Raw genomic sequence first — 14,027 nt, 5'->3', positions numbered from 1 at the left:
GAACATCGAGCGCCGCGGACGCGTTGTTCGTGCCATGACCGTACCGAACGTGAAGCTCAATAACGGAACGCCCATCCCCCAGCTCGGCTTCGGCGTCTGGCAGGTCCCGGACGACGGTGCGCGCGACGCCGTCGCGGAGGCCCTGCGCGTCGGTTATCGCTCGATCGACACGGCCAAGGTCTACGAGAACGAGGCCGGCACCGGCCGCGCGATCGCCGAGAGTGGCCTCGCCCGCGACGAGGTGTTCCTGACCACCAAGTTGTGGAACTCGGACCAGGGCTTCGACGAGACGCTGCGCGCCTTCGACGGTTCGCTCGAGCGCCTCGGCACCGACTACGTGGACCTGTACCTCATCCACTGGCCCGTCCTCGAATACGACCGCTACGTCGACACGTTCAAGGCCTTCCAGCGGATCCGCGACGAGGGGCGCGCGAAGGCCATCGGCGTCAGCAACTTCACCGTCGAGGCGCTGCGCCGCGTGATCGACGAGACCGGCGAGACCCCGACCGTCAACCAGATCGAGCTGCACCCCGGCCTGCCGCAGGACGAACTGCGCGCCTTCCACGCCGAGCACGGCATCGCCACCGAGGCCTGGTCCCCGCTGGGGCAGGGCGAGTCCCTCAAGGATCCCGTGATCACCGAGGTCGCCGCCGCGCACGGCGTGACCCCCGCGCAGGCGATCCTGCGCTGGCACCTGCAGCTGGGCAACGTCGTGATCCCCAAGTCGGTGACGCCCGCGCGCATCGCCGAGAACTTCGACGTCTTCGGCTTCGAGCTCTCCGCCGACGAGGTCGCCCGGATCAGCGCCGTCCCCGGTCAGCGCATCGGCCCCGATCCGGCCACGTTCAACCTGCGCTGAGCCCCCTCGCCCCGGGCGTCGAGCTGCCCCGCCCCATCCGGCCCTGAGCGCCGGACGCGTCCACGCCGAGGACCTCGGAGATCGCTCGCGCCGCCTCCCGCCCCGCCCGGTTCGCGCCGATCGTCGACGCGGACGGGCCGTAGCCCAGCAGGTGCAGCCGCGGCTCGCCCGCGACCTCGGTGGCGAGCCGGCCGGTCATCACGATGCCGCCGCCGGGGGAGCGCAGGTTCAGCGGCGCGAGGTGGTCCATCGAGTAGCGGAAGCCGGTGCACCACAGGATCACGTCGGCCGCCGCGACCGAACCGTCGGCGAGGAGCGGACCGTCGGGGGTGAGCGCGGCGAACATCGGCTGCCGGACCAGCACCCCGGCCTCGATGCCGCGGCGCATGGCCTCGGTCATCGGCAGGCCGGTCACCGAGACGACGGACCCGGGCGGCAGCCCCGCCCGCACCCGCTCCTCGACCCGCGCCACCGCGCGCCGGCCCTTGTCGGGGTCGAAGGGCGTGGTGTCCCACTGCACCTCGCGGCGGGTGAACCACAGCGTGTCGGCGACCGCGGAGATCTCCAGCAGCAGCTGTACGGCCGTGATGCCCGCGCCGACCACGGCGACGGTCTTCCCGGCGAAGGGCTCCGCGGTCCGGTAGTCGTGCGCGTGCAGCTGCACCCCCCGGAACGAGGCGGCCCCGCGGACCGTCGGCCAGAACGGGCTGTCCCACGTGCCGGTGCTGTTGATGACGGCGCGCGTGCGGTACTCGAAGGGCCCCTCGGCGCCGTGCCCGGCCACCAGGAAGCCGTCGTCGCAGCGCGAGACCGAGGCGACGTGGGCGGGTCGGTGCACGTCGATGCCGAAGCGCTTCTCGTACTCCCCGAAGTACTGCGCGACGCCGGTGGAGGCGGGGATGTCATCGCAATCGGTGCCGAGCGCGTCCTGCAGTCCCCATCCGGGGAGGTCGTGCACGCGGTTGGCCGCGCGCAGCGTCAGCGACGGCCAGCGCTGCCGCCACGCGCCGCCCGGCCCCGAGTTGTGATCGAGGACAACAGAATTGTCGATCCCGAACCTGGGAAGGAAATAGGCGGCCGACAAACCGGCCTGGCCAGCACCGACCACGACGACATCCTTCACCCCCGTAGCGTAGATTGCGGGCCATGATTGGTTACACGCTGGAGGACAACGTCGCCGTCATCGAGTTCCAGCGCCCCGAAGCGCGGAACGCCCTCAACCCCGAGATCATGGAGGGCCTGGAGGCCGCGTTCGACCGCGCGGAGGCCGACGGTGCCTTCGTCATCGTGTTGACCGGCCAGGGCACCGTGTTCTCCGCGGGGGCGGACTTGCGATCGGGTGCGGTGCTGGACAAGGGCTTCATGGAACGGGTCATCCAGTTCTACCGCCGGGTCGAGGCGATGAAGCAGATCGTGGTCGCCGCGCTCAACGGGCCGGCCGTCGGGGCGGGGGTGCAGATGGCGATGGTCGCCGACCTGCGCGTCCTCGATCCCAGTGCGAGCATCGCGATCCCCGCCGCCAAGCTCGGCGTCACCATCGACAAGTGGACGCTGCGGCGCCTCGAGGACCTCATCGGCGGCGGCCACGCCCGCGGCGTGCTCATGGCCGCACAGAAGATCGGCGCCGAGAAGCTGGCCGAGCTGGGATTCGCCAACGCCATCGGCGACCGCGAGGCCGCCCTCGAGTTCGCCCGCGGCATCGCGAAGCTCGCGCCGCTGTCGCTGCAGAACTACAAGGCGCTGTTCAAGACCGACGTCGCGGTCGAGCCGCTCACCGAGGCCGAGGAGGCCCGGCTGCACGCGGTGTGGGACTCCGAGGACCTCAAGGAGGCCATCATGGCCCGCATCGAGAAGCGCGAGCCGCGCTTCCAGGGGCGCTGACGTGCGGCTGAGATCGGCCGCGACGTTCGCGGCGGGCGCCGCCGCCGGCCTGGCCGGCGGGTCGCTGCTGCGCGCGGGACGCGGCCTGCGCCGCTCGATGGGCGCGCGGGTCGACACCGTCTACACCAACTCCGACCCGGACAGCCCGCACGAGCGCTTCGACGCGGGCAAGATCGCCCGCGGCGTGATCGGCCGCGCCCGGCACGGCCAGGGGCGGCCGTCGAATGCGATCCCCCTGGTCGCGGTCCCGGCGCCGGAGCGGGCCTCCGACCTGGCCGTGACCTGGTACGGCCACTCGTCGGCGCTCATCGAGGTCGACGGGTTCCGCATCCTCGCCGATCCGGTCTGGGGCGAGCGGGTCTCCCCGTCGCCCACGATCGGCCCGGCCCGGCTGCACCCCGTCCCGGTCGCGCTCAGCGCCCTGCCGGAGATCGACGCGGTGATCATCAGCCACGACCACTACGACCATCTCGACCTGCCCACGATCGACGAGCTCACCCGCGATCGCGACGTCGTCTTCTGCGTGCCCGTCGGCGTCGGCGGGCACCTGCGCGCATGGGGCGTGCCCGAGGACCGGATCGTCGAGCTGGACTGGGACCAGGCGCACACCCTGACCCGCGACGGGAAGAGCCTCAAGGTGGTGTGCACCGAGGCCCGGCACTTCTCCGGCCGCGGCCTGACCCGCAACTCCACGCAGTGGGCGTCCTGGTCGCTCGTGGGCCCGGAACACTCCGTCTTCTTCGGCGGCGACACCGGCTTCACCGAGCGGTTCAAGCTGGTCGGCGATCATTTCGGGCCGTTCGACCTGACGCTGCTGCCGATCGGCGCCTACGACCCGCTCTGGCCCGACGTGCACACCAACCCGGAGGAGGCCGTCGCCATCCACGCGATGATCGCCAAGCCCGGCGCCCCGCTCGTGCCGGTGCACTGGGCCACCTTCAACCTCGCCTTCCACGACTGGTCGGAGCCCGTCGAGCGGCTCCTCGCCGCCGCGGAGGAGGCCGGCGTCGCCACGATCATCCCCATGCCGGGTGGCAGAGTCGACGGTGCCGCCGACGTTGCGATCGCGGACTGGTGGTCGACGGTCCGCTAGCCTGGCACGCATGGATTTCAAGAATCTCGTGAACAAGGCCAAGGAAGCTCTCGGCAAGAACCCGAGCGTCATCGACAAGGCGGGTGACTTCGTCGACAACAAGACCGGCGGCAAGTACGCCTCGCACGTGGACAAGGCGCAGGACGCCGCGAAGAAGTTCGCCGGCGGCCAGCAGGGCCAGCAGGCGCCCCAGCAGGGCCAGCAGGCGCCCGAGCAGGGCCAGCAGGGCCCGCAGGATCAGCAGCAGTAAACACCTTTGAAGAAAGGGCGACACCGCACTCATGGGTCGTCATGACGCGCCGGGGGACCCGGCGCCGGAGAAGCCGCGCGGGCGCAACCTCGCGCGGCTTCTGCTCGCGGCCGGTCTGGTCGCGGTCCTCGTCGCCGGGATCGTCGCCATCGTCGGCGGCAGGTTCGCGAGCTGCGGGGACACGAACACCGTCACCGTGATGGCAGACCCCGCCCTCGCGCCGGCCGCGCGCACGCAGGCCGCGGCGGCGTCCGACAAGTGCACCACGATCACCGTCGCCGAGGCGCCGGACCGGGAGGCCGCCGGGCGGCTCACCACCGGCACGGCCGATCTGTGGCTCGCCCCGTCGCGCGCCCGCGCCGACGCCGTGGCCGCGCAGCTCGGACGCGATCTGCCGACGACCCCGGTCGCCGGGTCGCCGATCGTGCTGGCCGGCGCGGCGATCCCGCAGCCCGCGAGCTGGCTCGAGGCGATGTCGCAGGCCAGCATCCGCGCGGTGAACGCCGACTCCGCCTACGCGGTGACGCCGGTGATCGCGGGCGTGGCCGAGACCTCCCGGCCCGGCTCCGACCCGCAGGCGCTCACCTCGGCGCTGGCCGGTTACGCCCAGGCCGCCAAGCGCGTCAGCGGCGAGCCCGTGCGCGCCGCGGCCGCCGAGGGCGGCGTCGTGGTCGTGCCCGAGTACGCCTATCTGGCCGCGAAGAAGAGCGGCGACGGCGTCTCCGCGGTGGTTCCCAAGACCGGTGCCCCGCGCGACGAACTGCTGCTCGCCGTCGCCGCCACCGGCGATCGGCAGGCCGCGGCCAAGGACGCCGCCGGTCGCCTGTCCGCCGCCTTCACCTCTCCCGACGGGCTGCAGGCGCTCGCGCGCGACGGCCTGCGCGGCGTCGCGCTGGGCGAGGAACCGTCGGGCGGCGTGGGCCCGGTGTCCGCGCTCCCGGACCCCGATCCCGCGCGGCTCGCCACGTCGGAGCAGCAGTACTCGACCCTCGCCGTGCCGCTCAAGGCGCTGGTCACCGTCGATACCTCCGGCTCGATGGAGGAGAAGGTCGGCGACACCACCCGCATCGGGATGCTCGCCTCCGGCTTCACCAAGGTGGTCACGCAGATCCCCGACGCGAACGCCGTCGGCCTGTGGACCTTCGCCCTGGCCACCGGGGGCGGCAAGGACTGGACCGAGGTCGTGCCCACCGCGAAGCTCTCCGACCGGCGGGGTGACAAGACCCAGCGCCAGGCGCTGCTCGACGGGGTGAACTCGCTGCCCGGCCGCGTCCGCGGCGGCACCGGCCTCTACGACACGACGCTCGCCGCATACCGGCAGGCGGTCAAGGACTTCGACCCGGCGTACTCGAACTCGCTGATCCTGCTCACCGACGGCGGCAACGAGAAGAACGGCGGCACCACCCTCGACGAGCTGGTGGCCGAGCTGAAGAAGCTGGTGGACCCGGCGCGCCCGGTGAACATCCACACCGTCGGCATCAGCAAGGACGCCGACCTGCCGGCGCTCAAGCGGATCGCGGACGCCACCGGCGGCACCGCCCAGTCGGCCGATACGGAGGAGCAGATGCTCACCGACTTCGTCACCGCCGTCGCCAAGCGCGCGAAGTAGACGTGCCCCCGACAGGAATCGAACCTGCGACCTGATCTTTAGGAGAGATCCGCTCTATCCGACTGAGCTACGAGGGCGTGCGGCACGAGTGTAGCCACGCGCCCCCTGCCGGGTACATTCGGATGTCCGAGTTTGCATCGTGGAAGAGGGGGACACGCGCGTGCCCACCGGCGTCATCGTGGTTCTCATCGTCACCCTGGCGTCGCTCGCCCTGGTCCACCGGCGCGTCGTGCGCCGCGCGAGTGCGCGTCCGGCGCGCATCGCCGGCACCGTCGCGGTGGTGCTCGCGGGCCTGCTCACCCTGGCCACCCCGGTGGGGCTGCTCGCGGGCAACGGCCGCATCGACCCGGATCGGTGGCGCTGGATCAGTGCGGCCGGCCTCACCTGGCTCGCGACGGTCTTCTACCTGCTGCTCACCCTGCTGGTGCTGGGGGTGCTGTGGGTGCTCACCCGGCTGATCCGGCTGGCGCGCCCGGAGTTCGACGGTGCGCCGCTGCGCCGCGTCGTCGCCCTGGTGGGCGTGGTCGGTGCCGTCGGCGCGACGCTGTACGGGCTGGTGGAGGCCGCGACGCCGCGCATCACGCACACGCAGGTGGGCCTCGCGTCGATGCCCGCCGCCTTCGGCCCGCTGCGCGTCGCGCTCATCACCGACATCCATGCCGGGCCGGTGCGCACGCGCGCGTTCGTGCAGGACGTGGTGGACCGGACCAACGCCGAGAACCCGGACCTGGTGATCCTGGGCGGCGACCTCATCGACGGGACCGTCGCGCAGATCGGGGAGGACCTCGCGCCGCTGCGCGGTCTGCGCGCCCCGCTCGGCGTGCTCGCCGTGACCGGCAACCACGAGTACTACGCCGGTGACGCGGTGAACTGGGTGCAGCGCTGGCGCGACGTCGGCGTGCGGCCGCTGGTCAACGAGTCGGTGCGGATCGAACGGGGTGGCGCCGCGATCACCGTCGTCGGCGTCAACGACCGCAAGGGCACGGCGCCGCTCGCGGTGGACTACGACGCGGCCTTCGCCGGCGTCGACCCGTCCGCGTTCGCGCTGGCCGTCGCCCACGAGCCGCTGCAGGGCCGCGAGTTCGCCCGCCGCGGTGCGGATCTGCAGGTCGCGGGGCACACGCACGGCGGACAGCTGTGGCCCTTCCGGTACTTCGTGAAGCTGCAGCAGCCCGCCCTGCAGGGGCTCGAATCGGTCGACGGGATGCCCGTCTACACCAGCCGCGGCGCCGGAGCCTGGGGCCCGCCGGTGCGCGTCGCCGCGCCGCCCGAGATCGCGATCCTGGAGTTGCGCGCGGCCTGACCGAGCGCGCCGTCCCGAATTTCGGGTTCTGCGACGATCGGCTGGCGAATTCCCCGGCGGAGCCCAGCAGAACCCGAATTTCGGAACGGGCCTAGGAGTCCCGCGCCTCCTGCGCGCCGCGGGAGGCCAGCTGATCGGCGAGCTCGTTGCCCTCGTTGCCCGCGTGTCCCTTCACCCAGCGCCAGTCGATCTCGTACTGCGCCGCCGCCTGTTCCAGGCGCTGCCACAGCTCGGCGTTCTTCACGGGCTGTTTGGCGGAGGTCTTCCAGCCGTTGCGCTTCCAGCCGGCGATCCACTTGGTGATGCCGTTCTTCACGTACGAGCTGTCGGTGTAGAGCACCACCGGCATCGGGCGGGTGATCGCCTCCAGCGCCGAGATGGCGCCCATGAGCTCCATGCGGTTGTTCGTGGTGTCCTTCTCGGCGCCGTAGAGCTCCTTCTGGTGCTCGCCGAAGCGCAGCACCGCGCCCCAGCCTCCGGGCCCGGGGTTCCCCAGGCACGCGCCGTCGGTGTAGATCACGATCTCGTCCGCCACCCGGCCATCGTAGTCGGGACGGGTGGCGGGCTCCGCATTCCCCGCGGCCGGCCGCCGGAGCGCCCGGCGTATGTTCGGGGCGTGCCGAACAATCACTACCACCACCTGGTCTTCGGCGACGACGCGTTGCAGCGGCAGCGCCGCAACGGCAGTTACGTGGCCTACGGCCGGCACCTCGAGCGCGGCGACGACGGCCCGCAGGCCCTCACCGACCGCGAACTGCTCATGATCTCCCGGGCCGATCAGTTCTGCCTCGCCACCGTCACCCCGCAGGGCTGGCCGTATCTGCAGTACCGCAGCGGCCCAGCCGGATTCGTGCAGCACGACCCCGCGACGGGGCGCCTCGGCTTCATCGACCTGCCGGGGAACAACCAGTTCGTCACCCTCGGCAATCTCGCCGGCGACGACCGCCTCGCGATGTTCTTCGTCGACTACCCGCGCCGGGTGCGGCTCAAGGTCTTCGGCCGCGGCACCGTGCGCGAGACCGAGGGCAGGCGCGTGATCGAGATCGCCGTCGAGGCCTACGACTGGAACTGCCAGCGCAGCATCATCCCCCGCTTCGACCGCGAGTACCTCAAGCAACTCGGCGAGGCCTACCAGAAGGCGGCCGCCGAGCGCGAGGCCGAGCTGCAGGCCGAGATCGACCGGCTGCGCGCCCGCGTCGCCGAGCTCGAGGGCTGAGTCACAGGGGCTCGGTCGGCGCGTCGAAACGCGGGTCGCGCGGGATCGCCTCGGTCTCGGGGCGGGGCGAGACCTTCACCGGGCGCGGCGGCCGCCGCACCACCTGCGTGCGCTGCTCCGACGGTGTCGCCGGGCCCGGCTGCGGCGGGACCGCGGCCGGCCAGTTCCGGTCCCAATCGGGCTGCGGGCGGCGCCGCGCGACCGGCGCGACCGCGGTCCGCACCTGCGCCTCGGGCAACGGCGGCGGGACCGGCGCGACGGGCGGCGCAGGAGCGGCGGGGCGCGCCCACGCCGCGTCCGGCGTCGGGGCCTGCCGGTTCGACGGTGCGTACCCCGGCCGTGGCACGGCCGGCGGCGCGCTCGGGAACGACGGCGCCGGGACGCGCGGGGCGGGCGCCGACGGTGCCGCGGCGGACCGAGCGGCGGAGTGCCGGGCGCGGTCGAACAGTGCGCCGCCGACCCCGAGCACCGCGGCGGCGGCGATCACGACCCAGGGGCCGAGCGCGGCCGTGGTCTCGACCCGCAGGCTCAGCCCGTGGGTGGTCACCGTCTGCGTGCCGATCGGGACGAGCAGCGCGTACGCGCCGAGGGCGAAGCCGAACACCGTGAACGCGACGGTGCCCGCGACGCCGATCGTCCGCCGGTTCGCCGGCCCGACCGCGGCGACGGCACCGGTGAGCAGGGCCCCGACGGCGATCGCCAGGACGGCGATCCCGCCCCAGGCCATCTGCGTCGGCACGGTCGAGGAGAGGTCCTGGCCGGCGACGGGAGCCATGCTCACCCTGCCCAGGCCGCTGACGCGGGCCTCCAGGGACGAGGGCAGATCGCCGAGCCGGACGCTCTCGGGCAGCGACGCGGTCACCCGGTACCAGTCGAGGAACGCCGCGACGACCAGGCCCGCGGCGCCCGCCACGACCAGGACGAGCCCGCCGATCCGGAGCGCACGGGACGCGGATGCGGGCGATGAATCGGGCATTGCGGACCTCCTACGGCGTGATGGCGGCAACGCTAGGGGCCCGCGGTTGGCGACCGCTGAAGTCCGGCTGAAGCGGGGGCTACCGACGGGTACACTGATCGGATGACACAGCGACGCGAATTCTGTCCCATGGGGACGGCGGAGTGACCGCGGCGCTGCAGGCGACCGACGATCCGAAGGGCCGCGCCAAGACCCGCCGCCGCCTGATCCGGGCGGCGTACCTGGTATTCGCCCAGCACGGCTACGGCTCGACGAACGTGACCATGGTGTGCGAGGCGGCCGGCTTCACGCGTGGCGCCTTCTACTCCAACTTCACCAGCCTCGAGGAGCTGTTCATCGAGGTCTGGCGGTTCCACGTGCAGTGGATCATGGACGTGATGGCCAAGGTCGTCGACACCTACGTGGTGCAGGGCGCCGACTACGGCAAGCTCATCGAGATGGCGGTCCGGGCGATCCCCGTCAACGAGCGCTGGCAGCGCGTCAACGGCGACTTCGTGGCGCTGTGCACCCGCACCCCGGAGCTCAACCAGACGGTCCGCGACGCCCAGCAGATGCTGCTCGCGAACATGCTGCCCACCGTGATGCACGTGCTCGAGGCCGCCGGCCGCCGCGTCACCAAGCCGGAGGCGCTCGGCTACGCGCTGCTCGCCGTGCACGAGGGCACCGCGAGCTACTGCGTGATCGACCCGGACAACGAGACGCTCAAGCAGAACCGCATCGACCTGCTCACCGCCACGCTGAACATGTACAGCGAGCCGATCGCGTGACCCGCACCGCGCTGGTCATCGGCATCGGCGCCGGCGACCCGGGCCACGTCACCGTGGGCGCGATCGACGCGATGCGCGCGGCCGACGCCCTGTTCGTCCTCGACAAGCCCAACGCGGGCACGCTCACCGGGATCCGGCAGGAGATCGTCGAGAAGTACGCGCCGGACACCCCCGTCGTGCTCGTGCCCGACCCGCCGCGGGACCGCTCCGCCGAGCGCGGCGCCTCCCGGCCCGACGGTGCCTACGCCGCCAACGTCGACGCCTGGCACGACGCCCGCGCCGACGCGCTGGCCGCCGCGATCGCCGAGCACGTCCCCGACGGCGGGACCGCCGGCTTCCTGGTGTGGGGCGACCCGTCGCTCTACGACTCGACGCTGCGCGTCCTGGACCGCGTCGGGCGCTCGCTTCCGCTGGCGCCCAGGGTGATCCCCGGCATCACCAGCGTGCAGGCGCTCACCGCCGCGCACGCGATCCTGCTCAACCGGGTGGGCGAGCCGATCCACATCACCACCGGTAGGCGCCTGCACGAGGACGACGGCCGCAACACCGTGGTGATGCTCGACGCCGACTGCACGTTCCGCGAGACCGCCGCGCCGACGGACCACGTCTACTGGGGCGCCTACCTGGGCACGCCCGACGAGATCCTGATCGACGGCCCCGTCGGCGAGGTGGGCGAGACGATCGCGCGCACCCGCGCGCAGGCCCGGGAGGAGCACGGCTGGATCATGGACGTCTACCTGCTCCGCCGGCCGACCGACTGAAGCCGCTCGCGCGCGGTCCGGCGCGGCAACGGGCCCATCTCGCCGCAGCCACCGGCCGCGGTGAACGGCGCGACGAGCTGCTCGCGGTACGCTGCCGGATAGTCCGGCTTGGCAGCCATGCCGAGGTCGGCGCTGGTGAACCGGCGCCGGCGATCGAGCACGTACGTGCCGAAGGCGTGGTCCCAGAGCAGGGTGAACAGGCCGAAGTCCACGTCGCCCGCCCCCGCCTCGCGCTGGTGGTGGAACCGGTGCCCCTCGTTGAGGGCGAGCACGGACCGGAGCGCCCCCACCCGGTAGTCGGCGTTCGAGTGCTGGAGCAGCAGTTGCACCGCGACCATCGCGGCGAGCGCCGACGCGACCGGGACGGGCATCCCCAGGATCAGCAGCGGCGTCACCCCGCCGAGCGTCTCCAGCGTCTGGTGCAGCGGGTGTTTCATCAGTCCGTTGAGCCCGTAGCAGCGGGTCACGCTGTGGTGCACCGCGTGCAGCCGCCACAGCCAGCCGTACCGGTGGCTCGCCATGTGCACCGCGGTGATGCCGAGGTCGGCCACCAGCACGGCGAGGAGCACCTGCGCCCAGAAGGGCAGCGCGTGCGGCCACCACGCACCCGGCCCGCGCAGCGCGGCGACCAGTGGGATCACCGCCAGCGAGGCGAGCATGAGCGACTCGTTGACCACGACGTGCGCCACGTCGCGCCCGGCGTCGCCGTGCGAGCGGTTCCAGTCCGCCTCGTAGGGGATCGCGCGCTCGGCGGCGAAGGAGAGCCCGATCGCCGCGAGGACCACCGCGACGAGCAGCGCCTTCGGCGCGCCCGACCCGGCCAGCGCGATGATCGCTCCGTTCACCCCGACGAGCATGAGCAGTGGATAGCCGTAGCGGACAGCGTTCTTCATGCCCTCCACCCTCGCTGCGGACACCGGTCCGCGGCTTGAACGGATCGATCACGTCAGCCGAGCGCGGCCAACAGCTCCTGCGGCGCGAGCCCGAACATCTCCCGGCACACCCGGCTGGCGTGGGCGCCGTCGGCGAACCCGGCGGCGTGCGCGGCGTCGGTGATCGAGGCACCGTCGCGCACCCGCTCGGCCATGGCCCGCAGGCGCGACCACCGCACCCACGCGGGGAAGGCGAGGCCCAGATCGCGGCGCCACAACCGGCTCAGATGCGAGGCGGACACCCCGATCTCGGCGGCGACCGCCGTCAGCGACAGCGCCTCGGAACGCCTGCGGCTCACCACTTCCAGCGCGGAGACGACGTACGGGTGGACGGGCCGCAGGCCGTCGTGCGCCGTCGCGAGGTGGCGCAGGTCGTCCTCGGTGGGCGCGTCGGGCAGGGCCAGCGGCACCGCGCCGGGATCGAGGTAGACGGTCAGCCCGGCGGCGTCGGGCGAGACCGTCTCGACGGCGTGCTCGGTGCCGGCGGGGATCACGAAGGCCGTGAGACCGGCGCGGGTCGAGGGCTCACCGTCGGGCGGCCAGACGGTGAGCCCGACGGTGCCCGACCGCAGCGCGAGGAGCTGCCACGCCGCATGCCGGTGCCTGCCGGTGGTGCCCACGGCACCGTCGTAGGCGAGCGCCCCGACGCCCAGGTGCACCGAGCCGGTCCAGCCGCCCATGGGTCAGTTCAGCGCCGCGAGGACCTTCTCCGCCAACTCGGGGCGGCAGATCACCAGGTCGGGGAGGTACGGATCGGAGTTGTTGTAGGTCAGCTCGCTGCCGTCGAGCCGCGAGCAGTGCAACCCGGCGGCCCGCGCGACGCCGACCGGTGCGCAGGAGTCCCACTCGTACTGGCCGCCCGCGTGCAGGTACACGTCCACCCGCCCGGTGACGACGGCCATCGCCTTCACCCCGGCCGATCCCAGCGAGACCGGCGTGAGCCCGAGCTGATCGGCGACGCGGAACATGCCCGGCGTCGCGCGGCTGCGCGACAGGGCGAGGTTGCCGGTCAGCTCGCCGGTCGGCGGGGTCACGGTGTCCGAGCGGAAGACCTGCCCGAGCGCGGGTAGCGCGACCGCACTGTGCACGGGCTGCCCGCCCTGCGTCAGCGCGACGTGCACGGCGTAATCGGGGCGGTGCACGGCGTAGTCGCGGGTGCCGTCGAGCGGATCGATGACCCACACCCGCTCGGCCGAGAGCCGCTCGGCGGAGTCGGGCGCCTCCTCCGAGAGCACCGCGTCCTGCGGCCGGTAACGACGCAGCACCCGGGCGATCCACGCCTGCGCGAGCCGGTCGCCGGTGTCACCTAGGACGGCGTCGTCGAGCAGCTCCCCGTGCCGGATGGCCTGCAGGATCCGGCCGGCACCGTCGGCGATCTCGGACGCGAGGTCGATGTCGGACAGGGCGCCGCCCTCGGAAGGGCCGAAGAAGATCATCCCCCCACATTAGATTGGAGCCATGCCCGAACTTCCGGAGATCACCGCGATCGCGGACTACGTGGGCGCCAAGGCCGTCGGCACGCAGGTCCGGCGGGTCGACGTGGCCGCCCTGTCCGTACTCAAGACCTACGCGCCGGGCCCGCACGACCTGGTGGGCGCCACCGTGACCGGCACGCGCCGGATCGGCAAGTACTTCGTCCTCGATGCGCGCAAGGGCGACGAGGATCTCGCCCTCGTGGTGCACCTCTCCCGCGCCGGCTGGCTGCGCTGGTCCGACAAGCTCTCGCCCACGCCGCTGCGGCCCGGCGGCAAGTCGCCCATCGCGCTGCGCGTGCACGTCGGGCCCGAGGGGGAGGGGTTCGACCTCACCGAGGCGGGCACGCAGAAGCGGCTCGCGGTGTGGATCGTGCACGATCCGAGCGAGATCGAGATGGTCGCGACGCTCGGACCGGACGCGCTGGAGATCACCCGTGACGAGTTCGGCGCGATCCTCGCCGGCTCGAAGGCGCAGCTCAAAACCCTGCTTCGGGATCAGCGCACGATCGCCGGGATCGGCAACGCCTACTCCGACGAGATCCTGCACACCGCGAAGCTCTCGCCCTTCGCCGCGGCGAGATCGCTGGACGAGGCACAGGTCGACGCCCTGTACGCCGCCATGCGGTCCGAACTCGAGGACGCGGTGCAGCGGTCCGTCGGGCAGCACGTCGCCACGCTCAAGGCGGAGAAGCGCTCCGGGATGAAGGTGCACGCCCGCACCGGCAGCCCGTGCCCCGTCTGCGGCGATGTGGTGCGCGAGGTCTCCTTCGCGGACCGCTCCTTCCAGTACTGCGCCACCTGCCAGACGGGCGGCAAGGTGCTGGCGGACCGTCGGATGTCCAAGCTGCTCAAGTAGGGCGCATATCGCCCGAAACGCCCTGAGCTGGGACGTTGGCGTCGCGCCC

Annotated in this window: 16 protein-coding genes and 1 tRNA gene; 10 read left to right on the top strand and 7 right to left on the bottom strand. The window is 72.6% G+C overall.

The window, feature by feature from the left end; genetic code table 11:
* The first annotated feature begins 34 nt into the window (after nt 1-34).
* The gene (locus BLQ62_RS19540; RefSeq protein WP_068564500.1) at nt 35-859 is read left to right on the top strand and encodes an aldo/keto reductase; all 825 of its coding nucleotides are present in this window, start codon (nt 35-37) and stop codon (nt 857-859) included.
* Here BLQ62_RS19540 and BLQ62_RS19535 read toward each other — a convergent pair.
* Entirely contained in the window at nt 846-1,982 is a 1,137-nt protein-coding gene (locus BLQ62_RS19535) for an NAD(P)-binding domain-containing protein (RefSeq protein WP_082756237.1), read from the bottom strand. The two genes, BLQ62_RS19540 and BLQ62_RS19535, sit on opposite strands and share 14 nt — an antisense overlap.
* A 23-nt stretch (nt 1,983-2,005) precedes the next feature.
* Between BLQ62_RS19535 and BLQ62_RS19530 the strand changes: the two genes are divergently transcribed.
* The 4 genes from BLQ62_RS19530 to BLQ62_RS19515 all read left to right on the top strand — a co-directional run bounded on the left by BLQ62_RS19530 (nt 2,006) and on the right by BLQ62_RS19515 (nt 5,692).
* The gene (locus BLQ62_RS19530; protein WP_068528183.1) at nt 2,006-2,740 is read left to right on the top strand and encodes an enoyl-CoA hydratase; all 735 of its coding nucleotides are present in this window, start codon (nt 2,006-2,008) and stop codon (nt 2,738-2,740) included.
* Between the two features lie 97 nt (nt 2,741-2,837).
* Nucleotides 2,838-3,833 carry an MBL fold metallo-hydrolase gene (locus BLQ62_RS19525; protein ID WP_082756276.1) on the top strand — a complete coding sequence of 332 codons (996 nt, stop codon included), beginning with the start codon at nt 2,838-2,840 and terminating at the stop codon, nt 3,831-3,833.
* Between the two features lie 10 nt (nt 3,834-3,843).
* Nucleotides 3,844-4,083, top strand: a complete 240-nt coding sequence (locus BLQ62_RS19520) for an antitoxin (protein WP_068528185.1) — start codon at nt 3,844-3,846, stop codon at nt 4,081-4,083.
* A 31-nt stretch (nt 4,084-4,114) separates the two neighbouring features.
* The gene (locus BLQ62_RS19515; protein ID WP_068564501.1) at nt 4,115-5,692 is read left to right on the top strand and encodes a VWA domain-containing protein; all 1,578 of its coding nucleotides are present in this window, start codon (nt 4,115-4,117) and stop codon (nt 5,690-5,692) included.
* A gap of 3 nt (nt 5,693-5,695) precedes the next feature.
* Here BLQ62_RS19515 and BLQ62_RS19510 read toward each other — a convergent pair.
* A tRNA-Arg gene (locus BLQ62_RS19510) sits at nt 5,696-5,769 on the bottom strand.
* A gap of 83 nt (nt 5,770-5,852) precedes the next feature.
* On the opposite strand from BLQ62_RS19510, the gene BLQ62_RS19505 reads away from it, so the two are divergent.
* Nucleotides 5,853-6,995 carry a metallophosphoesterase gene (locus BLQ62_RS19505; protein WP_244499920.1) on the top strand — a complete coding sequence of 381 codons (1,143 nt, stop codon included), beginning with the start codon at nt 5,853-5,855 and terminating at the stop codon, nt 6,993-6,995.
* Nucleotides 6,996-7,086: 91 nt separating this feature from the next.
* Here BLQ62_RS19505 and rnhA read toward each other — a convergent pair whose 3' ends face one another.
* The gene (rnhA, locus tag BLQ62_RS19500) at nt 7,087-7,530 is read right to left on the bottom strand and encodes a ribonuclease HI (RefSeq protein WP_068528191.1); all 444 of its coding nucleotides are present in this window, start codon (nt 7,528-7,530) and stop codon (nt 7,087-7,089) included.
* Between the two features lie 81 nt (nt 7,531-7,611).
* On the opposite strand from rnhA, the gene BLQ62_RS19495 reads away from it, so the two are divergent.
* Nucleotides 7,612-8,211, top strand: a complete 600-nt coding sequence (locus BLQ62_RS19495; protein WP_068564503.1) for a pyridoxamine 5'-phosphate oxidase family protein — start codon at nt 7,612-7,614, stop codon at nt 8,209-8,211.
* Between the two features lies 1 nt (nt 8,212).
* Here BLQ62_RS19495 and BLQ62_RS19490 read toward each other — a convergent pair whose 3' ends face one another.
* Nucleotides 8,213-9,187, bottom strand: a complete 975-nt coding sequence (locus BLQ62_RS19490; protein ID WP_068564504.1) for a hypothetical protein — start codon at nt 9,185-9,187, stop codon at nt 8,213-8,215.
* A 143-nt stretch (nt 9,188-9,330) separates the two neighbouring features.
* Here BLQ62_RS19490 and BLQ62_RS19485 point away from each other — a divergent pair, with 143 nt between their 5' ends.
* On the top strand, nt 9,331-9,954 hold the full coding sequence (locus tag BLQ62_RS19485) for a TetR/AcrR family transcriptional regulator (protein ID WP_068564508.1): 624 nt from the start codon (nt 9,331-9,333) through the stop codon (nt 9,952-9,954).
* Nucleotides 9,951-10,715, top strand: a complete 765-nt coding sequence (gene cobF, locus BLQ62_RS19480; RefSeq protein WP_068564509.1) for a precorrin-6A synthase (deacetylating) — start codon at nt 9,951-9,953, stop codon at nt 10,713-10,715. The genes BLQ62_RS19485 and cobF overlap by 4 nt, the downstream gene beginning before the upstream one ends.
* On the opposite strand, the gene BLQ62_RS19475 is transcribed toward cobF, so the two are convergent.
* The 3 genes from BLQ62_RS19475 to BLQ62_RS19465 are packed head-to-tail and all read right to left on the bottom strand — an operon-like array spanning nt 10,688 to nt 13,083.
* The gene (locus BLQ62_RS19475) at nt 10,688-11,608 is read right to left on the bottom strand and encodes a sterol desaturase family protein (RefSeq protein WP_068564703.1); all 921 of its coding nucleotides are present in this window, start codon (nt 11,606-11,608) and stop codon (nt 10,688-10,690) included. The two genes, cobF and BLQ62_RS19475, sit on opposite strands and share 28 nt — an antisense overlap.
* 53 nt (nt 11,609-11,661) lie before the next feature.
* The gene (locus BLQ62_RS19470; protein WP_068564511.1) at nt 11,662-12,327 is read right to left on the bottom strand and encodes a helix-turn-helix transcriptional regulator; all 666 of its coding nucleotides are present in this window, start codon (nt 12,325-12,327) and stop codon (nt 11,662-11,664) included.
* 3 nt (nt 12,328-12,330) lie between these two features.
* Nucleotides 12,331-13,083, bottom strand: coding sequence for a 3'(2'),5'-bisphosphate nucleotidase CysQ (locus BLQ62_RS19465; RefSeq protein ID WP_068564512.1), 753 nt, complete (start codon nt 13,081-13,083; stop codon nt 12,331-12,333).
* Between the two features lie 22 nt (nt 13,084-13,105).
* Here BLQ62_RS19465 and BLQ62_RS19460 point away from each other — a divergent pair, with 22 nt between their 5' ends.
* Nucleotides 13,106-13,978: a DNA-formamidopyrimidine glycosylase family protein gene (locus BLQ62_RS19460; protein WP_068528215.1), complete on the top strand. Its 873-nt coding sequence runs from the start codon at nt 13,106-13,108 to the stop codon at nt 13,976-13,978.
* The last annotated feature ends 49 nt before the right edge of the window (nt 13,979-14,027 follow it).

The organism is Tsukamurella pulmonis (assembly GCF_900103175.1).
In the GTDB taxonomy this organism is placed as follows: Bacteria; Actinomycetota; Actinomycetes; order Mycobacteriales; family Mycobacteriaceae; genus Tsukamurella; species Tsukamurella pulmonis.
Note: the sequence above shows the minus strand (reverse complement) of the source record. Positions and strands in the feature narration are given on the sequence as shown.